At 36.0% G+C, this 26,168-nt stretch carries 27 protein-coding genes; 8 read left to right on the forward strand and 19 right to left on the reverse strand.

The genetic code is table 11. The annotated features are described in order from the left end of the window. Positions 1–14: 14 nt before the first annotated feature. The 10 genes from napA to HCD_RS05695 form a co-directional block, all read right to left on the reverse strand. Positions 15–2,846 carry a periplasmic nitrate reductase subunit alpha gene (gene napA / locus HCD_RS05650; protein ID WP_014659616.1) on the reverse strand — a complete coding sequence of 944 codons (2,832 nt, stop codon included), beginning with the start codon at positions 2,844–2,846 and terminating at the stop codon, positions 15–17. Between the two features lie 206 nt (positions 2,847–3,052). After that, positions 3,053–3,847 (reverse strand): HpaA family protein, encoded by a 795-nt coding sequence (locus HCD_RS05655; protein ID WP_014659617.1) that lies wholly within the window; start codon positions 3,845–3,847, stop codon positions 3,053–3,055. A 114-nt stretch (positions 3,848–3,961) separates the two neighbouring features. Next, a complete protein-coding gene (gene moaC / locus HCD_RS05660) occupies positions 3,962–4,438 on the reverse strand; it encodes a cyclic pyranopterin monophosphate synthase MoaC (protein ID WP_014659618.1) in 477 nt (158 codons plus the stop codon). Between the two features lie 13 nt (positions 4,439–4,451). Continuing rightward, positions 4,452–4,985, reverse strand: coding sequence for a molybdopterin adenylyltransferase (gene mog, locus HCD_RS05665; RefSeq protein ID WP_014659619.1), 534 nt, complete (start codon positions 4,983–4,985; stop codon positions 4,452–4,454). A 12-nt stretch (positions 4,986–4,997) separates the two neighbouring features. Further along, positions 4,998–5,435, reverse strand: a complete 438-nt coding sequence (locus tag HCD_RS05670; RefSeq protein WP_014659620.1) for a molybdopterin synthase catalytic subunit — start codon at positions 5,433–5,435, stop codon at positions 4,998–5,000. Further along, positions 5,436–5,657: a MoaD/ThiS family protein gene (locus HCD_RS05675; protein ID WP_014659621.1), complete on the reverse strand. Its 222-nt coding sequence runs from the start codon at positions 5,655–5,657 to the stop codon at positions 5,436–5,438. It lies immediately after the preceding gene. 15 nt (positions 5,658–5,672) lie between these two features. Beyond that, positions 5,673–6,899, reverse strand: a complete 1,227-nt coding sequence (locus HCD_RS05680; RefSeq protein ID WP_014659622.1) for a molybdopterin molybdotransferase MoeA — start codon at positions 6,897–6,899, stop codon at positions 5,673–5,675. Further along, positions 6,896–7,480: a GTP cyclohydrolase II gene (ribA, locus tag HCD_RS05685; RefSeq protein WP_014659623.1), complete on the reverse strand. Its 585-nt coding sequence runs from the start codon at positions 7,478–7,480 to the stop codon at positions 6,896–6,898. Before ribA ends, HCD_RS05680 begins: the two co-directional genes overlap by 4 nt. A 95-nt stretch (positions 7,481–7,575) precedes the next feature. Then, positions 7,576–8,373, reverse strand: a complete 798-nt coding sequence (locus tag HCD_RS05690) for a DUF3943 domain-containing protein (RefSeq protein WP_014659624.1) — start codon at positions 8,371–8,373, stop codon at positions 7,576–7,578. An 87-nt stretch (positions 8,374–8,460) separates the two neighbouring features. Further along, the gene (locus HCD_RS05695; protein ID WP_014659625.1) at positions 8,461–9,495 is read right to left on the reverse strand and encodes a bifunctional 3,4-dihydroxy-2-butanone 4-phosphate synthase/GTP cyclohydrolase II; all 1,035 of its coding nucleotides are present in this window, start codon (positions 9,493–9,495) and stop codon (positions 8,461–8,463) included. 155 nt (positions 9,496–9,650) lie between these two features. On the opposite strand from HCD_RS05695, the gene modA reads away from it, so the two are divergent. From modA to HCD_RS05710, 3 genes are read left to right on the forward strand one after another with little or no spacing between them, the layout of a single operon-like run. Beyond that, positions 9,651–10,391: a molybdate ABC transporter substrate-binding protein gene (gene modA / locus HCD_RS05700; RefSeq protein ID WP_014659626.1), complete on the forward strand. Its 741-nt coding sequence runs from the start codon at positions 9,651–9,653 to the stop codon at positions 10,389–10,391. Between the two features lie 27 nt (positions 10,392–10,418). Next, positions 10,419–11,093 (forward strand): molybdate ABC transporter permease subunit, encoded by a 675-nt coding sequence (gene modB / locus HCD_RS05705; RefSeq protein ID WP_014659627.1) that lies wholly within the window; start codon positions 10,419–10,421, stop codon positions 11,091–11,093. Further along, the gene (locus HCD_RS05710) at positions 11,090–11,884 is read left to right on the forward strand and encodes an ATP-binding cassette domain-containing protein (RefSeq protein WP_014659628.1); all 795 of its coding nucleotides are present in this window, start codon (positions 11,090–11,092) and stop codon (positions 11,882–11,884) included. Before modB ends, HCD_RS05710 begins: the two co-directional genes overlap by 4 nt. Positions 11,885–11,893: 9 nt before the next feature. Here the strand turns inward: HCD_RS05710 and HCD_RS05715 are convergent, their stop codons facing one another. After that, on the reverse strand, positions 11,894–12,712 hold the full coding sequence (locus HCD_RS05715; RefSeq protein ID WP_041594922.1) for a glycosyltransferase family 25 protein: 819 nt from the start codon (positions 12,710–12,712) through the stop codon (positions 11,894–11,896). A gap of 78 nt (positions 12,713–12,790) precedes the next feature. On the opposite strand from HCD_RS05715, the gene HCD_RS05720 reads away from it, so the two are divergent. Next, the gene (locus HCD_RS05720; protein WP_014659630.1) at positions 12,791–13,414 is read left to right on the forward strand and encodes a M48 family metallopeptidase; all 624 of its coding nucleotides are present in this window, start codon (positions 12,791–12,793) and stop codon (positions 13,412–13,414) included. On the opposite strand, the gene HCD_RS05725 is transcribed toward HCD_RS05720, so the two are convergent. Genes HCD_RS05725 through ispG form a run of 3 tightly spaced genes read right to left on the reverse strand, consistent with a single transcriptional unit; the run spans position 13,411 to position 16,737 of the window. Then, positions 13,411–14,433: a tetratricopeptide repeat protein gene (locus HCD_RS05725; protein WP_014659631.1), complete on the reverse strand. Its 1,023-nt coding sequence runs from the start codon at positions 14,431–14,433 to the stop codon at positions 13,411–13,413. The genes HCD_RS05720 and HCD_RS05725 overlap by 4 nt on opposite strands. A gap of 13 nt (positions 14,434–14,446) precedes the next feature. Further along, complete coding sequence (locus HCD_RS05730; RefSeq protein WP_014659632.1) at positions 14,447–15,652, reverse strand: 2,3,4,5-tetrahydropyridine-2,6-carboxylate N-succinyltransferase; 1,206 nt, start codon at positions 15,650–15,652, stop codon at positions 14,447–14,449. Between the two features lie 11 nt (positions 15,653–15,663). Further along, on the reverse strand, positions 15,664–16,737 hold the full coding sequence (gene ispG, locus HCD_RS05735; RefSeq protein WP_014659633.1) for a flavodoxin-dependent (E)-4-hydroxy-3-methylbut-2-enyl-diphosphate synthase: 1,074 nt from the start codon (positions 16,735–16,737) through the stop codon (positions 15,664–15,666). A 118-nt stretch (positions 16,738–16,855) separates the two neighbouring features. Between ispG and HCD_RS05740 the strand changes: the two genes are divergently transcribed. The 4 genes from HCD_RS05740 to HCD_RS05755 are packed head-to-tail and all read left to right on the forward strand — an operon-like array spanning position 16,856 to position 21,933. Further along, entirely contained in the window at positions 16,856–17,983 is a 1,128-nt protein-coding gene (locus tag HCD_RS05740) for a succinyldiaminopimelate transaminase (protein ID WP_014659634.1), read from the forward strand. Then, the gene (gene murC / locus HCD_RS05745) at positions 17,976–19,325 is read left to right on the forward strand and encodes a UDP-N-acetylmuramate--L-alanine ligase (protein ID WP_014659635.1); all 1,350 of its coding nucleotides are present in this window, start codon (positions 17,976–17,978) and stop codon (positions 19,323–19,325) included. Before HCD_RS05740 ends, murC begins: the two co-directional genes overlap by 8 nt. Continuing rightward, entirely contained in the window at positions 19,325–19,690 is a 366-nt protein-coding gene (locus tag HCD_RS05750; protein WP_014659636.1) for a hypothetical protein, read from the forward strand. The genes murC and HCD_RS05750 overlap by 1 nt, the downstream gene beginning before the upstream one ends. Further along, the gene (locus tag HCD_RS05755; protein WP_014659637.1) at positions 19,687–21,933 is read left to right on the forward strand and encodes an endonuclease MutS2; all 2,247 of its coding nucleotides are present in this window, start codon (positions 19,687–19,689) and stop codon (positions 21,931–21,933) included. The genes HCD_RS05750 and HCD_RS05755 overlap by 4 nt, the downstream gene beginning before the upstream one ends. 227 nt (positions 21,934–22,160) lie before the next feature. On the opposite strand, the gene HCD_RS05760 is transcribed toward HCD_RS05755, so the two are convergent. From HCD_RS05760 to HCD_RS05780, 5 genes are all read right to left on the reverse strand, one after another. Further along, on the reverse strand, positions 22,161–22,985 hold the full coding sequence (locus HCD_RS05760) for a glycosyltransferase family 25 protein (protein ID WP_014659638.1): 825 nt from the start codon (positions 22,983–22,985) through the stop codon (positions 22,161–22,163). Between the two features lie 220 nt (positions 22,986–23,205). Continuing rightward, entirely contained in the window at positions 23,206–24,141 is a 936-nt protein-coding gene (gene trxB / locus HCD_RS05765; RefSeq protein ID WP_014659639.1) for a thioredoxin-disulfide reductase, read from the reverse strand. A 5-nt stretch (positions 24,142–24,146) separates the two neighbouring features. Then, the gene (trxA, locus tag HCD_RS05770; protein WP_014659640.1) at positions 24,147–24,467 is read right to left on the reverse strand and encodes a thioredoxin; all 321 of its coding nucleotides are present in this window, start codon (positions 24,465–24,467) and stop codon (positions 24,147–24,149) included. A 90-nt stretch (positions 24,468–24,557) separates the two neighbouring features. After that, positions 24,558–24,902, reverse strand: coding sequence for a YraN family protein (locus tag HCD_RS05775; RefSeq protein ID WP_014659641.1), 345 nt, complete (start codon positions 24,900–24,902; stop codon positions 24,558–24,560). Beyond that, a complete protein-coding gene (locus HCD_RS05780; RefSeq protein ID WP_014659642.1) occupies positions 24,903–26,168 on the reverse strand; it encodes a homoserine dehydrogenase in 1,266 nt (421 codons plus the stop codon).

A 26,168-nucleotide genomic window follows, 5' to 3' on the forward strand; every position in this document is an offset into this window, starting at 1 on the left:
ACTCCCTTATTACTCTAAGTAGTAGTGGCCTTTGTGATTTTTACAGCACACTTCTTATAATCGGTTTGTTTTGAAATAGGGCATGTTGCATCCAAACAAACCTTGTTGATATAGACATTTTCATCAAACCAAGGCACATACACCAATCCCATAGGTGGTTTATTACGCCCCCTTAAATCCACTCTAGCTTTAACCTTACCACGGCGTGATTCAATCCAAACTAACCCACCATTTTCTACACCTAAATTCTTAGCGTCATTCTCATGCATATAACATCTAGCTTCAGGCACCGCACGATATAATTCTGGCACTCTCATAGTCATGGTGCCACTATGCCAATGCTCTAATACACGCCCGGTAGCTAGCCAGAAAGGATATTCTTTACTAGGGCGTTCAGGGGCTTTCATAAAGGGTCTAAAAAAGATTTTAGCTTTATTATCTAATTTGATTTTAGTCCCAACTTTTGGGGCTTTTAAATCGCCTTGTGGGATTTCTTTAAAAGCCTTCCCATAAAAAGCAAAATCGCTATTTGGACTAGCCTTTTTAGCATAAATGTCATACTTGGTGTTAAAACGCCATAAAGTTTCCTTACCATTCACTACAGGCCATCTCAAGCCCCTAGCTTTATGATAATCATCAAAATAGGCTAAATCATGCCCATGCCCTATACCGAATTTGCGGTATTCTTCCCACAAATATTTTTGAATGAAAAAGCCATAGCCCTTAAAGACTTTCCCATCGCTACCTTCAACGCTCCGCTTATCGCCAAACACTTCGCTATTTTTAGCTCCCTTTCCCACTACATCATTAGCTAGAAATTTCTTAGCTTCCTTATTAGCAAACAACACTTCATAAAGCGTGGCGTTTTCATTAAAGCCCATTTTTTTAGCTTCTTCTAAAACACTTGGCAAAGTGAGTTTATCATCAATTTTTTTCTCACCCCAAACTTCTTTGAGCTTAAAGCGCTTAGAAAATTCTAAGATTTGCCATGTATCACTCATAGCTTTTCCTACAGGTAAAACTTGTTGTTTCCAATGCTGAGTGCGTCTTTCAGCATTTCCATAAGCCCCCCATTTTTCATAAATCATGGCTGTTGGTAAAATCAAATCCGCTACCTTAGCACTAATGCCTGGATAACAATCACTCACCACAATAAAATTATCCATTTCTCTTGCAACCTTTATCCAATGGTTTGCATTAGCACTATTTTGCCATGGGTTATTGACCGCCACCCAAATAAACTTAACCTTCCCATCTTCTAAAGCTCTCATCATAGAGACAAAATGGTGTCCCGGTTTAGGGTTTATGGTATTACTTGGAATGTGCCAAATTTTTTCAGCAATTTCTCTATGCTTTGGATTGGTTACGACCATATCAGCGGGTAAGCGAGTGTTAAAAGTGCCTACTTCTCTAGCTGTCCCACAAGCACTAGGCTGACCGGTTAATGAAAACGCTCCGCTACCGGGTTTAGCTTGCTTGCCTAGTAAAAAATGCACCATGTAAGCTTGCTCATTCACCCAAGTTCCCCTAGTGTGCTGGTTAAAGCCCATAGTCCAAAAACTCACTACCTTTCTATCTTTTTCAATATAAAGTTTCGCTAATTCTACTAACTTCTTTTTAAAATCTTCTAGGCTCTCGTTTTTATCCCCCTTAGCTACTTGTGCGACATAATCTAAAGTATAAGGCTCTAAAGCTTTTTTAAACTCTTCAAAAGAAATTTCCCAATGTTTTCCGGCGTCTTTTTGGTGTTTCATTTCCAATTTATCGCCTTTTTTAACCCCTAAATGTTTTAAAGCGATAGCTTCTTCATTATCTAAGATGATTTCATTTTGCTTTCTCATCGTTTCTTTTTCTTTATCGCTGTATTTTGGGTGGTTAGGATTATCTCGCATGCCATAGCCAATATCAGCAAAACCGGTTGCAAAAATAATATGCTCTTTCAAAAATTCCTTATCCATAGCTTCAGGGTGGTTATACACAATTTCTCTAGCAATATAATTCCATATCGCTAAATCTGTGCTAGGCTTAAAGATAATCTCAATATCTGCAATCCCTGAAGTGCGGTTAGAATAAGTGCTTAAATTAACTACCTTAACTCTATCTGGATTATTCAATTTTCTATCGCTTGCCCTAGACCATAAAATGGGGTGCATTTCTGCCATATTCGCCCCCCAAGTGATGATAGTATCTGTTAATTCAATATCATCATAACACCCACTTGGCTCATCAATTCCAAAAGTTTGCATAAACCCTGCTACCGCACTTGCCATGCAATGTCTGGCGTTTGGGTCAATATTATTACTACGCCACCCAGCTTTAAGCAATTTAACCGCCGCATAACCTTCCAAAATAGTGTATTGCCCAGAGCCAAAAATACCTACCCCACTTGGCCCCATTTCATTATAGACTTTCTTAAATTGCTTCTCCATTTCATCAAAAGCTCTTTTCCATGAAACAGGCTTGAATTTGCCTTTTTTATCAAACTCGCCCTTTTCATTCACTCTTAATAATGGTTCAGTTAGCCTATCTTCGCCATACATAATCTTGGCGTTAAAATAGCCTTTAATACAATTTAACCCACGATTAACCGGAGCGATAGGATCACCCTTCACAGCTACAATCTTATCGTTCTTAGTGGCTATCATAATGCCACAGCCTGTGCCACAAAACCTGCAAGGGGCTTTATCCCACTTCCAGCCTTGTTGTGTCTCATTAGCTTGAGCTTCTAAATGAGTGGGTAATAACATGCCAGCACTACTAGCCGCACTTGCGATGGCAATAGACTTGATAAAATCTCTACGAGAATATTGTTGGTTAGGATTAGAAGGATTGTCTTGCTTACTCATAATAACTCCTTAACTTAGGACATAAATTCAACTCATAAACAAACCATTTCATTATAACCTATTTTCTCAAAAAGAAAGAATATTGAACCAAGTCTCTCCTAAATACCTTAGAATGTTAAAAAGTTTGTGGATAAATCACAGAATAGTCTCAAACAAGCCGCTTAAAAAGAGAGATAGGCATTTTTTATTAAGCCCTTAAGCTCTTTTTAGGACTTATTTTTCTTATTTTTCAACTCTTGGGCGTCTTTTTGGTAGGCTTCTAAATTATTTTGAGTAAGTTTTTTATCCACCTGTCCCATAATATCCACAAAAACTTTGTTCAAAGCGTTTTTAATTGCATCGTTTGAATTGTCAAAGCCCTTAACCATAGCCCCAGCTAGTCCCCCACTATGGCTAGAATGGGTGGTGCGTATAAATTTTTCATGAATATCCAACTCACTCAAATCAAGCATAAAAGAGTCCAAAACTTCCCCACTCATAGGCTCTATGAGTAATATTTTAATAAATCCGGCTGAAACCAAAATCCCTTCCATTTTGTCCAAACCGGTAGAAAATAACAATCCGGGTTCTGATTTTTTCTGTGTGGTTTTTTTAGGGTCAGGGCGTAAGACAATTTCACCGCTCATAGCAAGAGCCAAATACCCTTCTTTCTTCTGTGAAAAAGACAAATCATCTTTCTCACTACTATCCAAACTCACAACCTTGTAGCCTTGATTTTTTAAAATCTCTTCAACTTTAAGGGCGACTTGGTCTTTAAATTTATTTTCATATTCCTTAGCAATGTTATCGCTATATTGAAAGGCTGGTTTTAAAAGTAAAATCTTTTTGTTCAATGCCTGTGCATTATGTGAGCTTGGTTGATAGCTCAAATTCAAAGCAACCTTATTTGCCTCAATAATCTTAGGATTACAGCCCACTAATAAGGCCACAACACTTGCACCTAAAAGGCATTGTTGCCATGTGTTTTTAAAGCCTTTCACAAGATATTTGCTCGCTTTCATATTTGTCCTTTTTCTATCCTTGATGGTAATATTTAATGATTTTCTAAGCAACACACACCCTTTATTGATTTAAAACTCTATTTTATCCTAACATCTTTAAGCCACAAAATTTTTTTATTTCTTAGCGTTATAAATGCCACTCTTTCCCCCACTCTTATACTCTAACATTACATCACTAATAACCATGCTCTTATCTATCGCTTTTACCATGTCATAAATCGTTAAAAGTCCTATGCTTACACTCATTAGAGCTTCCATTTCTACGCCTGTTTTGGCTTGAGTTTTCACTCTTGCATAAATTTTAAAACTACAAGTCTCTTCCTCTTCTAAAATATCAATATCCACTCCATTCAATACCAAAGAATGACACATAGGAATTAACTCACTTGTTTTTTTAGCCCCCATGATGCTCGCAACAATAGCGGTTTGTAATACAGGACCTTTTTTGACTTGTTCCTTAATGATGGCCTCATAGGCTTCTTGGCTCATGCTGATTTTTCCGCTTGCTAAAGCAATGCGTTCAGTCACTTCCTTATCCCCCACATCTACCATTTTAGGCTGATTTTCTTCATTTAAATGAGTGAGTTTCATGGTTTTTTCCTTTTTAAGATTGTTTGGGGCGAAAAGCTTGAATATTTTTTTCATTCACTTCCATGTAATTTCCTAAAATCAAATCTATGCAATAAGGAATGGCTGGAAAGATTGCTTCTAAACATTCTCTAATGCTTTTTGGCTTACCAGGAAGATTGACAATCAAACTCTTATTTCTAATGCCAGCGCTTTGGCGCGATAAAATCGCTGTAGGCACATATTTTAAGCTAGCCATTCGCATGAGTTCTCCAAATCCAGGAAGCATTTTTTGACACACTTTTTCTGTGGCTTCTGGGGTTACATCTCTTAGAGCGGGGCCTGTGCCACCAGTTGTAACGACCAAATCACACTGATACTCATCACACATTTTTATGAGTGCTTTTTCAATCAAATCTATTTCATCAGCTAAAATTTCATAATGAAATTCTAAAGGATTGAGCAAATATTCACCCAACACTTCTTGTATCGCTTGACCGCTTAAATCTTCATAAATCCCTTTTGATGCTCTATCGCTCGCACTCAAAACGCCTACATGAATGGTTTGCATACTAACTCCTTGTTAAGCTAAAAGCCCACTCCCTTTTAAAGGGTGGCTTCTTTCTTTGGCATAAATGCGTTCATTATTGACTAAATCGTATTTCCAAATGGGTGCGTTATGCTTAAAATCTTCAATAAAATTTTCATATAACTCTAAGGCGTTCTTTCTATTTTTTCCCATTAAAACGCATAAAAACGAGCTTTGTCCTATTAAAACATCGCCGTTGCTATGTGCCATTTTCAGCACCACTCCTAAATCGTTAGCTTTAGTGTGCCATTTTTCAAACCAAGTCTTTAATAATGCTTCATAAATATCAAAGCTCAAGCCTTGAATGTTATTTTCTTCTCTCACAATGCCAACAAACACACAAAACGCCCCAAAATTTTTTGCACAAGCTTCTTCTTGATAGACCTTTAAAAGCTCTTGTGTGTTTAAAGCCCCCTGAATAATCTCTAACATCTAACCCCCACAAACCGGCGGCAACAAACTAATGACATCGCCTTCTTTTAAGGGCGTATCCAAATTATCTATTAAAGTATCATTGAGTGCTATAGCACAAACACTCAACCACTCTTTCACACTCTCTTTTTCTTGTAAAATCGCTCTTAATTCTTTTAGATTGCTTGCTTGAACTGAAAAATTTTCTTCTTTTATGGGCCCAAAAAATCGCACTTCTACCATAAGCTTATCCTTATTTTAAGTTAAATCCATAAAACGCATAGCCTTTACAACGCTTTGTGCTTCAAACTCTAGCACGCCTTCATCTAATAGTATAACCCCATGCTCGCTAGGATTTTTATAAATACTAGGCTCTAAACTCGCATGCCACACGCCATTTTTAAGCTTCAATGCACAAAAACGAAACTCCAAGCGAGTGTCTTTCCTTGAAATGGGGCTTTCTAAAACAGCTTGAATAATGGGGCTAGTCGTAGTGGTTTGTAACAAATGATTTAAAATCACTCTTCCAAAAAGATAAAATCCCATTAACGATGCATTAGGATTTCCAGGTAGTGCCAAAACTGGTTTAATCCTTTCATGCTGGTAATAAAGAGCGAAAGCTACAGGCTTTCCTGGTTTGATACGCACCTTTTTAAAACGCATTTCACAAAGTTCTTCTAAAGCGGTTTGCGTGAAATCATAATCCCCCATACTCATGCCCCCTGTAGTGATAAGCATGTCATTTTCTAGTAACGCAACTTGCATCTTCTCTTTGAGTGTGTGCAAATCATCGTTTATAAGCTCATATAACACACCCACTCCCCCCATGCTCTCTACTAAGGCTTTTAAAAGATGGTTATTTGTGCTTCGTGTGGCATTTTCATTTTGTGTGTTTTGCCCCACTTCAATAAGTTCATTACCGGTGCTTAAAATCGCAACTCTAGGCTTTCTGATTACCTCAACAAACACTTGATTAAGTTGTGCTAGAAGCCCTATGCCATAGGCTGAAATCTTTTGCCCCTTAGTCAATAGCTTGTCATTTTGATGATAATTTTGCCCACTCAAACGCACAAAATCATTTGGTTTGGGTAGAGCCACTCCTTTTTTGACAAACAGCCTGTTATTTTTTACTTCAGCATGCTCTACAATCAAAAGCGAATCGCAATTTTGTGGCATATTCGCTCCGGTAAACGACTTCAATGCATAGCCTTTTTCTACTACCATTTCATGCAAATTTCCCACAGGGTTATCGCTAGGGTATAATTTCAAACCTTCTGTGATTAGAAGCTCAATATCCTTGCTACTAAACGCATAAGCATCCATACTTGAAACATTATATTTGGGATCATTACAAGGGGCTAAAATATCCGTAGCTATCACTCTATGAAGGGCTTCACTAAAAACAATTTTTTCTTTTCCTAAAGGCGTGATACAAGCAAGCTCAATAATTTCTAAGGCTTCTTCTAAACTGATTAAAGCTTTCACAATAAATGCCCCATTTTTAGCTTTTTCACTTCTAAATACCTTTGATTATGCTCATTAGCACACACAATCAAGCTCTCTCTTTCAATTTCAGCGTATTTTTCTAAAGCCATGATTTTTTTGGGGTTATTAGTGAGTAATCGCATTTTTTTAATGTGGTAGTATTCTAAAATCTCCCCCACAATACTATAATCTCTCTCATCATCTTTAAACCCTATCATCTCATTAGCTTGAATCGTATCATAGCCCTTATCTTGCAGTGCGTAGGCATTAACCTTATGAAACAACCCTATCCCACGCCCTTCTTGACGCAAATAAATCACTAGCCCCCCTTCTTTAGAGCTAATAATCCTTTCCATTGCCATTTGTAATTCCCCCCCACAATCGCATTTTTGAGAACCTAAAGCATCACCGGTCAAACATTCTGAATGCAGACGCACCAAGGGGTTTTCAGAAAAATTAGGGGTAAAAACCACCAAATGGTCTTTAAAACCACACAAGTCCTTTTCTCTAAAGGACTGGATGTAGAACTCTCCAAATTTAGTCGGCAATTTGGCTTTATTAGAAACTTCTAAATGCTTCAAGAATACTCCTAGAATTAGCTTAACACATCTTAGCTACAGCGTTAAAAAGGTAATTTTATCAAAACTCTTTGTAATTTTCTTCAAATTTTAAACTCTCAAAATTTGTAGGTCAAATTCAAACCACCTGGGCTTAAACTAGAATGCCATTCATTTTTATTATAAATCCCTAAAGCTTCTCCAAGTCCCAAATCCCTGATGATAAAGCCTATAGGGTCCATTAGAGCTATCATTAAACGCCCCAAAAACAACGAATTAAACAACTTCCCACCATTTTTTTGAATGTAGCGAGTGAGCTGGTAAAACCCTTCTCCTAGTATGGAGCCAACTAAAGGCGTAATGATTAAATCTTGCCAGCTAGGCACTTCTACAAACGCTTCTACCCCATACTCCCAAAAAAGCGTAGAAGAAATGAAAGAAAAAAAGACTGAAGTCATCCAACTAAACCCAGCCATGCGTGGTTGCATATAGTAAATAGCTCCAAAATAAGGGTGTAAAACCTCATTAAAAATAAAGCTATCTCTATCTAATCTAGGTCCCACACGCACATCTTCAAACCAACTTCTAATACCAAACCTTTCTTTATCCCAATTCGTTACGCTCTCTGGCATAAGGTACAACCCCACAATGCCTACTACAAAAGAAACCCCTAAAATGCCTATACTAGTGCCTAAATATTTCCACCGACTACTAGGGGTATAATAAAGCGTATTACTTCGTTTGAATTTTTCCTTGAAATGCTTCCAAGCGAAATTTTTAGGGTGGTGCTTAAGCATTTCTTCTAATTGGGTGCTTTTAGCATTTAAAAAATTTAAATGAAACAATAAAACAACTATACAAACCACCCAAAGGAGTGTTTTAAATAAGTGTAGCATGAACTCAATTGTAGCTCTCATTGTGTTACAAACTTTTTATTTTTATTAAAAAGGGCGTATTATATCTTAAGAAATACCATGAATCAATGCAATCATCTCACGCTAAAATTAAAGATTGATGGTTTCTACAAGCTTAAGCCCAAAACCACTTAGTGCCTTATATTCTTTATCTTCAGAAGCACTAAGCAATCTAAAACTCTCTATCCCAAGGTTTTTCAACACTAACGCTCCGATACCAAAATTTTTAACCACATTGCTTTCTTTAGAATGGGTGTTCATAAAAATCAAATACCCCCCTTCAAGCTTTAGGTATTCTAAGGCTTTGAAAAACACATCAAACGCACTAGAAGTCAAAAAATCAAAATCTTCTTTGATAGGGTGGAAACGCACTAAAGGAGCTAAATCATTAGGCTTTGAGCCTTTAAACTTAAAAGCGTAATGGTTTTTTTGCTGGTGGTCTAAAAAAGTGTAGCATTGTGTTTGATGTTTTAAAAATTCCTTTTCTTCTTGACAAAACATCTTTAGCAAATTCTCATTTTCTAAACGATAACTAATCAAATCAGAGACATAAAGGGTTTTGAGATTATGCTTAGTGGCAAAATCGCTTAAGAATTTATCGCCCCTTCTAGCCATAGAGCCATCTTCTTTCATGATTTCACAAATCACGCTTACAGGCTTTAACCCAGCAAGCTTGCATAAATCTACGCTAGCTTCTGTATGACCTGTGCGTTCTAACACCCCACCATCTTTAGCAATCAAAGGAAAGATATGCCCTGGACGCACAAAATCGCTAGGCTTTGTGGTTTCTTTACAGAGTAAATCAATTGTCAAATGCCTTTCAAAAGCAGAAATCCCCGTTTTTGCTTCTTTAGCATCAATAGAAACTGTGAAGGCGGTTTCATGATTAGAATCATTCACGCTCACCATAGGGGGTAGTTCAAATTGCTTGGCTAAATCTTTGGTTAAAGACACACAGATTAGTCCCCTTGCATGCGTTGCCATAAAGTTAATTTTCTCAGGGGTAGAAAAAATCCCTGCTAAAACTAAATCGCCCTCATTCTCTCTGTCTTCATCATCCATAACAATTAGCATTTCGCCATTTCTAAAAGCTTCTAAAGCTTCATCTACTCGTTTTAAAAACATATCACTCCCTAAATGTTAGGTTTGGCTTCTCTTTGAAAGAATAAAAACAAGAAATATAGCATGTTTTAACTCTCTCTATGGTTTGATTAAAAACTAAACTTTAAAATAAAAAGTGATACAATAAACCATCTCAAAATCGCAAAAAGGAAAACCCCATGAAAAACATGTTTAAAACATTAATTGTGTTGTTGCTGTTGTCTTCAAGCACTCTGTTAGCAAAAGATTTAAACATCGCTGCTGCTGCTAATCTCACGCATGCTCTAAAAGCTCTTATAAAAGAGTTTCAAAAAGAACACCCAGATACTAAGATTAGCACTAGCTTTGGCTCTTCAGGAAAGCTCTACACTCAAATTGCTCAAAACGCCCCTTTTGATTTATTCATCTCAGCAGACAAGGAGAGACCTAAAAAACTTTATGATGAAAAATTAACTCCCTTTAAAGAAGAAGTTTATGCTAAAGGGGTGTTAGTTTTATGGAGCAAGAATCTTAAAATTAATTCTTTAGACATTCTTAAAGACCCTAAGATTAAGCATATCGCTATGGCTAATCCTAAGTTAGCTCCCTATGGAAAAGCGAGCTTAGAAGTTTTAGAGCATTTAAAACTCACTCCTAGCCTTCAACCTAAAATCATTTATGGCACTTCTATTTCACAAGCACATCAATTCGTTCTCACTAACAACGCTCAAATAGGCTTTGGAGCCTTATCTCTCATAGATAAAAAGGATAAAAATCTCTCTTATTTCATTGTTGATAAAGCCCTTTATAACCCTATTGAACAAGCCTTAATCATTACCAAGCATGGGGTTAATAACCCTTTAGCCAAAGTTTTTAAAGATTTCTTATTCAGTCCTAAGGCTCAAACTATCTTTAAAGAATACGGCTACATTGTAAATTAAAAAAATAAAGAAAGGGTTTTATAAAGAGTGGATAATGAATTTTTAATTACCATGCGTTTGAGCTTTTCTTTAGCTTTGATTACCACTCTTATTTTGTTGCCCATAGGCATTTTCTTAGGCTATTTTTTAAGCTTCAAACGCAATCTTTTAAGTAGCTTGGTAGAAACGCTTGTATATATGCCTTTAGTTTTGCCCCCAAGTGTTTTGGGATTTTATCTTCTTTTAGCTTTTTCGCCTAACTCGTTCTTAGGGGCGTTTTTACAAAATACCTTAAATTTAAAGCTTGCTTTTAGCTTTCAAGGACTTGTTATAGGGAGTGTGATTTTTTCCTTGCCCTTTATGGTAAGCCCTATTAAAAGCGCGTTAATTTCCTTGCCTACTTCTTTAAAAGAAGCGAGCTATAGCTTGGGTAAAAAGGAATGTTACACCCTTTTTTTTGTCCTACTTCCTAATATCAAGCCTAGCCTACTGATTGCTATTATTACAACCTTTATCCACACTATAGGGGAATTTGGCGTGGTGATGATGCTTGGGGGTGATATACTAGGCGAGACAAGAGTGGCTAGTATTGCAATTTTTAATGAAGCTGAAGCACTTAATTATGCTAAAGCCCATCAATACGCCTTAACGCTTACTCTCATTAGTTTTAGTCTATTATTTATCACTCTATTTTTAAATAAAAAACAAAGCTCGTTTTTATGATAAAAGCACGGTTTAAAAAACCCCTTTTAGGGACTAAGGGTAAATTTATCTTAGATATAGACCTAGAAATTGAAGAAAAAGAGATTGTGGCTTTATTTGGAGAATCAGGGGCGGGTAAAAGCACGATTTTAAGGGTTTTAGCCGGACTTGAAAAGGTAGATGAAGGCTATATTGAGGTCAATCATTCCATATGGCTAGACACTCAAAAAAAGTTTTTTTTAAAGCCACAGAATAGAAAAATCGGCTTTGTGTTTCAAGATTACGCCCTATTCCCACATTTAAATGTCTATCAAAACATTGCCTTTGCTAATCCTAAAGACAAAAACAAAATCAATGAAGTATTGCACCTAATGCGTTTAGAAAATCTAAGCAAACAAAAAATTTCTCAACTCTCTGGCGGACAAGCCCAACGAGTTGCTTTAGCAAGAGCAATTATAGGGGCAAAAGAGTTTTTATTCTTAGATGAAGCTTTAAACGCCCTAGACCCTACTTTAAAAAACGATTTACAAACAGATTTATTGCATCTAATCCAACGCTTTTCTCTGAGCGTGATTTTAGTGAGCCACAATCAAGATGAAATCCTTAAACTCGCTCATAAAGTGCTTTTGCTCAAGCATGGAAAAATCACCTCCACAAGCACAGATTTCTTTACCCCCACTATCCATTTTCAAGCCCAACTGCTCCACACTGATGAAAACCATGCGTATTTCAAACCTGTAGAACCCCTTAAAATCCCCAAGAAAAACCTTAAAAATTTAAACCCCATTCAAAATCTAAAGATACAAATCTAACGCCCTTTTTCAAAACCACCTACTGAATATTTTAACCACCCCTTTGTGTAAAGAGCGACCTATTCTAATGCTTAAGGATAATTTTTTAGGTCTTTGTTTTTCTGTATTGGAAGCTTTGGTATTTATTTCATCGCAAGTAATAGCAAACTCCTCTAACACATAGTTCTTTACCCCATGCCAATAATACCTATCCATCACGCAATCTATAGGCATAACCCATTTTTTAGCGCTGTATTTTAATAATTGATGAGCAGCTTTTGGGGCTAGGACATAGCCTTGAGTGCCAATGCCATCTTTAAAATGCAAGATTTTAGAAACCCCCTTAATAGAAGTCTTTTTTTTAGCCACATTCTCTTCTAAATGCATCAAACGAATATAGCCTAACTCATTGATATGTTCTTTACAGAACTCCAAACTCTCTTTAAAATGCTCTTTTAAAGAAACATCATCTTCTAAAATACAAATTGCTTCATTGAGCTTGACACATTTTTGCCACAGCAAGTAATGGCTCGCATAACACCCAAGCTCTCCAAATCCCATTCTCTTCCCACAATGCATTAGGGCATAAAAAAAATCTTTCAACGCATAAGCAGAATTCTCTTTATTTTTGCAAAAAGCTAGTAAATCTTCAACAACAAAGCAAGGGTGTAAATGCTCCAAAACCAAGGGGTGTAATTGAGTTAAAGAACCTTTAGAATAAATCGCATCAAAAATTTCATAAGAAATTCCCTGAAGTTTAAGGCTCTCTAAAAGGGGAGTAATATGAGTTTCTTGCAAACAAAAATCTTGGCAAGTCTTCTCGCTTAAATGGATAATAAAAACACGCATGCTGGCCTTAATTTCAAAATCAATAAAATAAGTGTAAAAATCCTTAGATTCTATCACAAACTTGAGTAAAATGCTGTCATGTTAAGCGATATTCCTATTATCATTCAAAAGAATAAGAAAATCAAAACCCTAAGTTTGAGTGTAACGCCTACTTTAGAAGTCATTCTAAAAATGCCTTATTATTGCTCTCAAGTTAGAGCTAATGCTTTTTTACAAGAACAGGCTGTGTGGCTTAAAAATGCCCTTGCTTCTATGCAAGAAAAACATCTTGCCCTAAGCACTCGCCTAGCAAATTATAAAGATAAAATCCTTGTGTTTGATGAAGTAAGAAACGCAAAAGATTACACCCTAACAGAGCTTAAAAAAATCCTAAAAACTTATTTGGAACAAGAACTCCCCTTAATCGCTCAAAAAATGCACACTTCATATACTGGTTTTAGCATTAGAAACAACCATAAGGTCTTAGGAAGTTGCTCTTATAACAACCGCCTGAGTTTTGCTCTGTTAATTATTGGTGCTAAAAAAGAAGAGATTAATTATGTAATAGTCCATGAACTCGCCCACACTATCCACAAAAACCATTCTAAAAATTTTTGGCATTGCGTAGAAACTTTTTGCCCAAACTACCGTACACTAAGAGAAAACTTGAAGCAAAATGTTGCTCTTTATGCCAAGCTCTTGGAAAACTTAGCAAAATCTTAAGGATTATTGTAATAACTAGGGGGCATAAACAAACGCCCATAATTAGGATTTATGCGTAGCAAACGCTCCTTAAAATTCCCATAATTACGACAACTTGACTCAAAACCATTATCACATGCATAGGAGAATAAGTCTAAAGCTCTTTGGTCATCTTGTGGCACGCCTAAGCCCTTTTGATACAATACACCTAAATTATTGCAACTCCCTAAAATCCCCCCATCGCATGCGATTTGAAAATACTTGGCCGCATAGTGGTTATTCACCGGAGCTCCCAAACTACCATTAGCATAAATCCAGCCTAGATTCGCACACCCCATCATATCCCCCGCATTACAAGCTAAGTAATTCAAATCCACTTGACTAAGCTGTGCCTTATCTACGCCATAGATATTATTCACATTAGACATCAGACCTAAGTTATAGCACCCCATATCATTCCCATTTTCGCATGAAAATTTATAATAACCCATTGCTTTGTAATAATCTTTTTGAACCCCACTCCCATTAGCGAACATCCAGCCTAAATTATTGCATGCAAGCATATCCCCCCCCTGACAAGCTACCGCATAAAGCTGGAGAGCATTTTCTTTGTCGCTCACACTAGCATTTTTCTTATTTTCATACATTTGAGCTAAATTCGCACAAGCGGTTGCATCACCCCCACTACAGCCCATTTCATAATAGCGAGCGGCTTTAAGTTTATTTGCTTGTATGCCCACCCCATTTGAATACATTGCCCCCACAGCAAAGCATCCAGGAGCATTACCTTCATCACATGATTGAGAAAAGAGCTTGAAAGCCCCTTCATAATCGCCCTTTTTGGCTAAATCAATGCCTGCTGATAGCTTAGTCTCAGCGTTTTCAGGCGAACCTAGTTGGTCTAATAGATTGGAGTTTTCTTTAGGGTTGATTTGCGTACTAGGGTCAGCAATATTAGAACCAGGTTCTTTAGGGTTTTCTTCAGCCCCACAAAGACCAAGCACCAAAAGAGCCAGCAAGAACAAACTTTTTTTCATCATGACACATCTCTCTTTAATGTAATGACTGATTAAGGGCGATTTTTTTCACGCTTCTAAAGGCAATAAGCTTGCCATTTTGGCTATTCAAGCGAAAATGCACGCCATTTTTTCCTGAAAGCTCTTTGCCCTTATAAAGATTATTAGCATGTTTTTCCAAATTACTATTCACTTCAATGAGCTTTTTAAACTCATTTTCTTCAATTTCTATAACACTTCCAGCTAGTATGGCAATACCTGCATCAATAATACAGCCATCGCCTAGGCTAATGCCTGTAACACTATTAGCCCCTAGCAAACAATTTTTTCCAATGCTAATGGGATTGTTATTTCCCCCACTTAAAACGCCTAAAATACTCGCTCCCCCACCAATATCAGTGCCTTCGCCAACAACTACTGATGAAGAGATACGCCCTTCATTCATACACACTCCCATCGCACCTGCATTGAAATTCACATAACTAGCTCCGGGCATTTGGGTATAACCACCCGTTCCTAAATACGCTCCAAAGCGAGTTTTAGAGCTATCTAGTAAGCGGATATTATCAAATTCAGGAATCACTTGCATGAGATAGCGTGGGAATTTATCCACAAAATCAATGCCAGGAAAACATTCTCGCATTTTTAGGGCTATTTCATTCTCTCTAAGCCATTCTAATTCATAAGGCTTGTTACCACTCCAAGCCACATTAGAAAGTTGAGAAAAAATACCATCTAAATTCAAACTTCTTAAAGGGGCTTTACCTAAAGATAGAGCTAAGAGTTTCATATACGCACTCTCTACGCTCTCACAAGGCTTATCTTCATAGAGAATAACCAAACGATAGAGATACTCCCCATGGCTATTTTTCAAACGATTTTCTTCTAAGGCTTTTTGAAGTTCTAAGATAACTTGAATATTTTTATGAGCTGTCTTGCTAGAATAAGCTTCATTCAAAAAAGGCGTATAAAATTCTAGCGCTTTTAAAACAAAACTCTCATCTATCTCTACTACGCATTCACTTATGCTCTCTAAAATCACTCTTTCTTTAGAAAATGAATTGCAAAACACCGCATAAGAGCCTAAATTTTCATCTTTCCAGTTTAGCATCGGATAAGTCGCACATAAAATCTTTTTTGAAATAGGGGCAATATCCACTCTCGCAATACCAAAGCCTAAAGGCTCTTTATAGTTACTAGATTGCTGGTAATTACTCACAAAATTTTTAAATTTATTAGTCATGTTTTTTCCTTTTAACTTAATTTTTCCCTTTCTTTAGCTAAATTTTCCACTTCTACTACAAAAGTTTCAAACAAATCCTTTTCAGCTAATTTGTGAATGACTTTTCCCTCTTTAATAATCAAACCACTACGATTTCCAAATGCAATCGCCATGTCTGCATGTTTAGCTTCGCCTAGGGCATTGACTACACAGCCCATCACACTAATATCCAAAGGGGTTTTAATATGGCTTAGGCGTTTTTCTACTTTATTAGTCATCTCCACTAAATTGGCCTCAATTCTCCCACAAGTAGGACAAGATATTAAATTAATCCCTTCTTTCAAACGCCCACTATGGCGTAAAATCGCTCTAGCCACTTTGATTTCATTTTCCAACTCCCCTGTGATAGATACTCGCATGGTATCGCCAATGCCTTCCATTAAAAGCCCGCCTAAAGCCATAGCACTCTTTATGCTTGAACTAAAGAGATTACCTGCTTCAGTAACGCCTAAATGAAAAGGGTAATTCACTAAGGGGCGTAGCATTCTATAAGCTTGCATAGTGCGTTCAACATCACTTGCTTTTAAAGAAATCTTAAAATTGGTAAAATCAAAATCTTCTAAAAGCTTTGCGTTATACAAAGCGCTTTCTATCATGCCTTTTGGAGTTGCCCCATATTTTTGGTCAAATTGCTTTTCTAAACTTCCAGCATTCACGCCAATTCTTATAGGAATGTTTTTTTCTTTACAAGCATCAATTACTGCTTTAATCTTGTCTTTAGAGCCGATATTTCCGGGATTAATTCTAATAGCATCTACACTTTCACTTGCAATCAAAGCGAATTTATAGTGGAAATGAATATCTGCAATTAAGGGTAAAGAAGACACTTTTTTTAATTCTTTTAAAGCGAGTGCATCCTTTTCATTACTCACCGCCACCCTTACTAAATCAGCCCCGGCGAGTTTGAGCCTATCAATTTGATTTTTAGTGCTTTCTATATCAGCGGTTTTGCTAAAGGTCATGCTTTGCACACTTATTTTGGCATCACCCCCTATAGCAACATTACCAATAAAAATTCGCTTGGTCTTAACTCTGTTTTCTAGCATTAAATCTCTCTAAGGTAAATTCTAACTTGGTATTATACTCTTTATTGGTTGTTTCATAATGATAAACGCTAAATTTTGGGTAAGATTAACTATTCAATTTTAAGATTAAAGTAGTAGTATGACATTTGAGCCTTATCCTTTTGAACGATTAAGAGCCTTGTTTAAAGATATTACGCCTTTAAAAAAAGGGCTAGATTTAGGCATAGGTGAGCCACGATTTGAGACGCCTAAATTCATTCAAGACACTCTAAAAGAACACGCTAACTCGCTTAATATCTATCCTAAAAGCGCGTTTGAAGAGAGCTTGAGAGTGGCTCAAAGAAGTTTTTTTAAACGCCGTTTCAATATAGAATTAAAAGAAAATGAATTAGTCTCTACGCTGGGTTCTAGGGAAGTACTCTTTAATTTTCCTAGTTTTGTTTTATTCAATCATAAAAACCCCACTATTGCCTACCCTAACCCCTTTTATCAAATCTATGAAGGGGCAAGCAAATTTGTTAAAGCAAAAAGCATTTTAATGCCTTTAACTAAAGAAAATAATTTTACTCCAAGCTTGAATGAAAAAGAGTTAGAAGAAGTCAATCTAGTCATTTTAAATTCCCCTAATAACCCAACCGGAAGAACCCTTTCTTTAGAAGAATTAGTCGCTTGGGTCAAACTTGCCTTAAAATATAATTTTATTTTAATCAATGATGAATGTTATAGTGAAATCTATGAAGATTCGCCCCCCCCTTCGCTTTTAGAAGCTTCTATTCTTGCTGATAATAAAGAATTTAAAAATGTTTTGGTTGTCCATTCACTCTCCAAACGCTCTAGTGTCCCGGGGCTTAGAAGTGGCTTTATTGCAGGAGATAGCCACATTTTAGAAAACTACAAAGCTTTTCGCACTTATTTAGGTTATACAAGCGCTAATGCCATCCAAAAGGCTAGTGAAGCCGCTTGGCTAGATGAAGAGCATGCAAAATTTTTCCGCAACATTTATGCAAACAATCTTAAACTAGCACGAAAAATTTTTAAAGACACACTCATTTATCCTAATAGCTTTTATGTGTATTTGCCGGTTAAAAATGGCGAAAGTTTTGCCAAAATGCTTTATCAAAACGAAGGCATTACAACCTTACCAGCCTTGTATTTAGGGCGTAATCATATCGGCACTGATTATGTGCGTTTAGCCCTTGTCTATGACACCCCCCTTTTAGAAAAACCTTTAGAAATGATAGAAACTTATAGAGAAAATCATGCTTGAAACCCCAAAAGTTTTATTAAAAAACCTACAAAATTGTAAAATCCATTTTATCGGCATAGGGGGCATTGGCATTTCAGGTTTAGCCAAATATCTTAGGGCTCAAGGAGCAAGAATTAGTGGCTCTGATATTGCTAGTAGTCCTAGTGTAAAGGCTTTAAAAGCCTTAGGGGTAGAGATTAATATTCCGCATAATCCAAATGCCTTAAAAGAACAAGATGTTGTGATTCATTCAGCCATTATCAAAGAAGACAATATAGAAATACAAAAAGCTAAAGAATTAGAAATCCCTATTTTGTCTCGTAAAGACGCTTTATATTCTATCCTTAAAGACAAGCGAGTTTTTAGCGTGTGTGGAGCTCATGGTAAGAGTAGTATCACTGCCATGCTTAGTGCCATTTTTCCGACTTTTGGAGCCATTATTGGAGCGCATTCTAAAGAGTTTGGTTCTAATGTGCGAGAGAGTGCGAATAATAGCTTGGTTTTTGAAGCTGATGAAAGCGATTCAAGTTTCTTGTTTTCTAACCCCTATTGTGCGATTGTGCCAAATACCGAGCCAGAACATTTAGAGCATTATAACCATGATTTAAAGCGTTTTTTCTTCGCTTATCAATATTTTTTAGACCACGCTAAAAAAAGAGTGGTTTATAAAGAAGACCCCTTTTTAAAAAGCTATTCTAAAAACGCCATAGTTTTAGAAAAAAAAGACATTAAAAACATTCAGTATATTTTAAAAGATGATGAGCCTTATACTTCATTTGAGTTAAAAAACTTGGGGACTTTTCTTGTATGGGGACTAGGCGAACATAACGCTACTAATGCGAGTTTAGCGATTTTAAGCGCGTTAGACGAATTAAATTTAGAAGAAATTAGAAGTAATCTATTAAATTTCAAAGGCATTAAAAAACGCTTTGACATTCTGCAAAAAGGCGCATTAATTCTCATTGATGATTACGCCCACCACCCTACAGAAATAAGTGCGACTTTAAAAAGCGCTTCAATCTATGCGAATTTGTTAAACACACAGGAAAAAACTATAGTCATTTGGCAAGCACACAAATACTCTCGCTTAATGGATAATTTAGAAGAGTTTAAAAAATGTTTTTTAGAACATTGCGACAGATTGATTATTTTACCTGTTTATAGTGCGAGCGAAACTAAGCGAGAAATTGATTTAAAAGAGCATTTTAAGCACTATAACCCTACCTTTATAGACAGGGTGCGTAAAAAGGGGAATTTTTTAGAACTTTTAGTTAATGATAAGGTAGTAGAAACTATCAAAAAGGGTTTTGTTATAGGCTTTGGAGCGGGGGATATTACCTATCAATTAAGGGGTGAAATGTAATGGGTATAGCGGTTGTTTTATTATTAACGCTGTTTTTATTATTCTTAGTGTTAAAAGATTTTGGTTTGGTTAGTCCTAAACAAAAAATTTTAGCTTTTTTAATCGTAGGCATTGTAGGTCTAGGAATAGGCATTTACACTTATAAGCAAAACAAACAAAATAAGCGAGAAATTGCTTTGCAAAGAGCGTTTTTAAGGGGAGAAACCTTGTTGTGTAAAGACATTAAAGTGAATAAGAAATATTTTAATTTAGTGAGTGGGACTTTGAGCTTTTTAGGTAAAAAGCAATCGCCTATGCAAGATGTTTTTGTAGATTTAGATTTTTGCCATGTGTTAAATGATGACCCCTTGATACAACCCCAATGAATACTTCACAAAAACCCCTAGAAGAAAGCCTAGATTTAAAAGAGTTTCTCGCTCTTTTTAAAACTTTTTTTGCAAAAGAAAGTGGTATTACTTTAGAAAATGATTTGAAACAAGCTTTCACTTACTTAAATGAAATAGATACTATCGGTTTGCCCACTCCAAAAAGTGTGAGGGAGAGCGAACTTATTTTTGTAAAACTCACCAAGTTTGGCACACTCCATTTAGATGAAATTGATGAGATTGTTAAAAGATTACGCTACATTGTCATTCTAAAAAACACTTTTAAAAACTTCACGCATTTAAAATTTTATGAACGCCTTAATGCCATTGTTCTACCCGCTTTTTTTGATGATTTAATGCACATGCTTGATGATGAAGGAGCTATCAAAAAAGGGGCTAATGCCACACTAGATGCTTTAAATGAAAGCTTAAATCGCCTTAAAAAAGAGAGCGCAAAAATTATTCAAAATTACGCCCATTCTAAAGAGCTTGCCCCTTATTTAGTGGATACTCAAAGCCACCTTAAGCATGGCTATGAATGCCTTTTATTAAAGAGTGGGTTTTCTAGTGCGATTAAAGGCGTTGTGCTAGAAAGAAGTAGCAATGGTTATTTTTATCTCTTGCCTGAAAACGCTCAAAAAATCACGCAAAAAATCACGCAAGTTCATAACGAAATAGAAAGTTGCACCCTTGAAATTTGTCAAACTCTAAGCAATAGCCTACAAAAACACCTTTTATTTTTAAAATTCATTTTCAAAGAGTTTGACTTTTTAGATAGCTTACAAGCTCGGCTAAATTTTGCTAAAGAATATAATTTAGAATTTGTCATGCCAAGTTTTACGCAAAAAAAATTGATTTTAGAAAACTTTTCACACCCCATTTTAAAAGAGCCAAAGCCCCTAAACTTGAAGTTTGAAAAATCAATGCTTGCGGTAACAGGTGTGAATGCTGGCGGAAAAACCATGCTTTTAAAATCGCTTTTAAGCGCGGCTTTTTTAAGCAAGTATCTCATTCCTATGAAAATTAATGCTAACAAGTCCATTATCCCTTATTTTAAAGAAATTCACGCCATTATTAATGACCCCCAAAATAGTGCGAACAATATCTCTACTTTTGCTGGCAGAATGAAACAATTTAGCACTCTTTTATCCAAAGAGAACATGCTCTTAGGCGTTGATGAAATTGAGCTAGGAACCGATGCTGATGAAGCAAGCAGTTTGTATAAAACCTTGCTAGAAAAGTTGCTCAAACAAAACAATAAAATCATTATTACCACACACCACAAACGCCTAAGCGTTTTAATGGCAGAAAATAAAGAAGTGGAATTACTAGCCGCTCTTTATGATGAAGAAAAAGAACGCCCCACTTACACCTTTTTGAAAGGTGTTATAGGCAAAAGTTATGCGTTTGAAACGGCTCTTCGCTATGGTGTGCCAAGCTTTCTGATTAAAGAAGCTAAGGCATTTTATGGCGAAGATAAGGAAAGATTAAATGTTTTGATTGAAAATTCAAGTGCGTTAGAAAGAGAGCTGAAACAAAAAAATGAGAGCTTAGAGAACGCCTTAAAAGAGCAAGAAAATTTGAAAAATGCATGGCTTTTAGAAGTTGAAAAACAAAAAGAAATGTTTCAAAAGAAAAAACTTGAATTAGAAAAATCCTATCAACAAGCCTTGAATTTATTAAAAAGTGAAGTTGCTTCAAAAAATACCAGCTCTATGCATAAAGAAATCCAAAAAGCTAACGAGATTTTAAACCAGCATCAAAAGAGTTCTGAAAGAGAAAAAACCATAACGAGTTTTCAAATACACGAAAAAGCACGCTATAAAAATGAAAGCGTGCTTATTATTCAAACGCTAGATAAAGGCTATTACTCCATAGAAACAGAGCTTGGCATGCGTTTGAAAGTGCATGGAAGTTTATTAAAAAAAATTCAAAAACCCCAAAATAAGATTAAGCAAAACAAGATTAAACCAACCCCAACGATTATTCCTAAGCCCAAAGAAGCGAGCTTACGCATTGATTTAAGGGGACAACGCACTGAAGAGGCTTTGGATTTATTAGACGCCTTTTTAAATAACGCTCTTTTAGGGGGTTTTGAGGAAGTGCTAATCTGTCATGGTAAAGGAAGTGGGATTTTAGAAAAGTTTGTGAAAGAATTTTTGAAAAAACACCCCAAGGTTAGTAGCTTTAGCGATGCCCCTATAAATTTAGGCGGTAGTGGGGTTAAAATCGTTAAATTGTAGTTCCTGTGAGATGTCCAAAAATCTTTTTTCATTTGTCAAATACTACAGAATAAATTTTAATCTCCTAGATAAAGAAAAACATTTTTTAAAACTCTATCTTAAGATATAAAAATACATCACATGGTATAAGAAATAATTTTCAACAAAAAAGTTCGAAGATAAAAAACAGCTTGTTTTAAATCAAAGAGATTACAGCAGTGAATTTTGATAAAACTAAATAACCTTAATTACAAAAACCGCCACCATTTTAAATATTTGAAATGACATTCTCTCATCAAAGCAATTTTAGGACTATAAGGCTCTTCTGTGCGACTTATTGTAGAAATTTGATTATCATCAGCGATTGCAAAAGATTTTAACACCAAATTTCTCACTCCATGCATAAAAGTGGCATCCATCAAAGTATCCACAGGAATAACCCATTTTTGACTATATCTCAAAAAGACTCTAGCCACTTTGGGTGTAATAACATATCCTTGAGTGCCTACTCCATAACTATAAGCATTGATAACTTCTATGTATTTTTGTATTTCTTGATTTTCGCTGATTAAAAACTCACTTCTCACGCTTGAGTCATATAATAAATACATTAAACGCACATAACCTAATTCTTGAATGTGTTTTTGCAAAAAATCCAAGCTCTCCTTAAAATTCTCCTTTAGGGTGATGTCATCTTCTAAAATACAAATAGGTTCATTTAATTCTATGCACTTTTTCCACAACAAATAATGGCTTGCATAACACCCAAGCTCTCCTAAACTCATAAACTTTGCATGGTATTTCAAAGCGTAATAAAATTTAGAAATATCGCTGATTAAATTTGTCTTAACGCCCATATCTTTCACATTTTGCGTAATAAAATAAGAGTGTAGATGTTTTTTAGCTAATGGATGCAACCCCCCATTCCCAAGAGTTTTAGAATAAATCGCATCAAAAACCTCTGCATAGTGGTTGGTTACATTAATGGTGCTAAGCAAGGTAGTCGTGTCCCTAAAAACCAAACCAAACTCATCGCACACCTTTTTATCTAAAGAAATAATAAAAACACGCAACTAAATATCCTAAATTGAAATTATAATTTTTCTACAGCACAAAAGACAACTTATTTTAAATACAAAACTCTAATTGACACACTTTTCAAGCCTAACAACCCCCTCTTTTTTGTCCGTACCGCTTTAATTCAATACACACAAAACCCCTATTAAAAAGCATCGTAAAACAAAAGCCTAAGAAACTCCAAGAAAAAGTCCACAGGATTAGAAAACCAAAATCTTAGTGATTTTCCAAGTAAGAAATCGCTCCTAAGGCCGCAGTAGCACCATCACTCGCTGCACAAACCACCTGCTTAGGTGCAAAAATACGAATATCTCCTGCTGCAAATAGCCCTTCAACATCTGTCTTCATGGACAAATCCACAACCATAGAGCCATATTCATCGCACTTACATAGCATTGAACCATCTTCTTGTTTTAACACAGCATTATTCACATCATAACCGACAAAAACAAAGATACCTGGCACAACTAATTCTCTTGTTTCATTAGTAGCTGTATTTTTGATGCTTAAAGAAGACACACCAGCATTATCGCCCTTGATTTCTTCTACCACATAAGGGGTTAGAAACTCAATTTTATCATTCTTTTTAGCATGCTCTAAAGTAATGGGTGCACACCTAAAACCATCTCTTCTGTGAATGAGATAAACTTTTTTACAAATGTTAGCCAAGTAAATCGCTTCTTCTACAGCGGTATCGCCCCCACCAAGCACGGCTACTTCCTTATTTTTGTAAAAAAAGCCATCGCATGTGGCACAAGTGCTTACGCCTTTACCCCAAAATTCTGACTCTCCTTTAATGCCTGTGCGTTTAGGACTGCCACCAGTAGCAATAATCACACTCTTAGCTTCAAAAGTCTTGCCATCTTCTGCATAAACAACAAAATGAGAGTCTTTTTTAGAAACTCTTTGAATGGCTACCATTTCATGCTTTAGACCAAAGCGAAAGCATTGTTCTTGCCATGGTTGCATAAAATCTAGTCCGCTCAAAATTTCCTTAACACCCGGATAGTTCTCAATCTCGCTACTGCCTGTGATTTGCCCACCGGGCATGCCCTTTTCAAACAGCACGACATTTTTAACCCCACCCCTAGTAGCATAAAGCCCTGCACTCAAACCTGCAGGACCACCTCCAATAATAGCTAAATCTAACATAGCTATTAGCCTAGAAGCTTGTCTAATTGCTCTTTTAAAGCAACTTTAGTTTGTGCACCAATAAGCTGATGGACTACTTCGCCATTTTTCATAAATAAAATGGTAGGAATGCTTCTAATACCAAATTTTGCACTCAATTCTTCTTGCTCATCAGTATTGACCTTACAAATTTTAGCCTTACCTTCATACTCACTAGCTAGTTCATCAATCACAGGGGATAACATCTTACAAGGTCCACACCATGGAGCCCAAAAATCTACCAATGCAACGCCTTCTTTAATAGTGCTTTCAAAATTTTCTTGAGTTAATTCAATATAATGACTCATTAGTTACTCCTAATTATTTTATGTTTTTGGTTAACGAGAGTTATCTTAGCTTAAGAATGTTAATATAAGGGATTTTATTTTTTAATAAATCTAAAAAGTGATATTTTCTAAGAGTTCAAACTTACTATTTTTCACAATGAGAGCGTCAATGCAAAAATCACTATTAGGGTCATTTTGAGACAAATAATAGCGAATGGTTTTGATTATTTTTCTTAACTTACTCGGCGTAATCGCATAAATAGGCTCAAAATTTTCTCCGCTTTTAACTTCAATAAAATGCAAGACCCCTTTTTTAAAAGCGATAACATCAATTTCTCCAAATTTTGAAAAAAAGTTTCTCTCTATGATTTCAAATCCTAGCGTTTTTAAAAAAATACAAGCTTCTTCTTCAGCCTTTAAGCCCTTTTCTTTATGCTTGTTGTTAAAAAATCGCATTCAGTTTTCCAAACGAATCATTTTGGGGGTATCTAATACACTCGCTAAATTTCCAAGCTCTTTAAGAGCATTTGAAAGGGATTTTTCGTTAGTTATATGCGTAGAAAATAAGATTTTAGCCTTGTTAGCTTGCGAGATTTCTTTTTGTAAGACATTATTGAGCGAAATATCATTTTGAGCTAAAATCGCACTGATTTGAGACAAAACCCCTTTTTCATCATCCACTAATAAACGCACATAGTAAGCACATTGTATTTCTTCTTTAGGTTTTAGGGGTAGTTTTTGGGGGTTCTCAAAGCCTAGCATTAAAGAGCTTTTTTTTCTTGCAATTTCTATAATATCGCTAATGACCGCACTCGCTGTAGCCTCTCCCCCAGCTCCAGCTCCATAATATAAAGTCTCGCCCACCTTATCCCCTACTACACTTATGGCGTTCATCACACCATCTACTTTAGAGAGCATGCATTCATTTTTTATCATGCTAGGATGGACTCTTAATTCAATACAATCTTGGTGTTTTTTAGCAATGCCTAAAAGTTTAATGCTATAGCCAAACTCTTTAGCAAACTCCATATCATCTTGCTCTATTTTTTCAATGCCTTCAATTAAAATTTCTTCAGGTTTAGCATCAATGCCATAGGCTAAAGAAGCTAAAATCAACAGCTTGTGTGCAGCATCAATGCCCTTAATATCAAATTCAGGGTTCAATTCGGCATAGCCTAAATTTTGAGCGTCTTTTAAAGCGTCTTTGAAGCTTGCTTGAGCCTTAAACATCTGGCTTAAAATATAATTGCTTGTGCCATTTAAAATCCCTTTTAAAGAGAGAATGTGATTTGCACTCAAGCCGTCTTTTAAAGCCTTAATAACAGGAATACCCCCACAAACGCTCGCTTCAAAACCTATAGGGGTGTTTTGAGCAATTTGCTCTAATTCATAGCGGTGATACGCAAGCATAGCTTTATTAGCCGTAACCAAGGCTTTTTGTTTAGCTAAAGTTTTTTTAGCTAAACTATAAGGCACTTCAACCCCACCCATAAGCTCCACCACAATATCTATCTCTGTATCTTCTACTAAACTTTCCAAATCATTACTGATTTCAAAAGGGTAGTCTTTGTATTTTTCAACATCTCGCACCACCGCTTTTTTAATCACAATTTCTACACCGGCTCTATCTCTAATAATTTCTTTATTTTCTTGTAAAATTTTAGCGACCGCACTCCCTACACACCCTAAACCCACAAGCCCTATACACAATCTTTTTGACAT

The organism is Helicobacter cetorum MIT 99-5656 (genome assembly GCF_000259275.1).
GTDB lineage: Bacteria > Campylobacterota > Campylobacteria > Campylobacterales > Helicobacteraceae > Helicobacter > Helicobacter cetorum.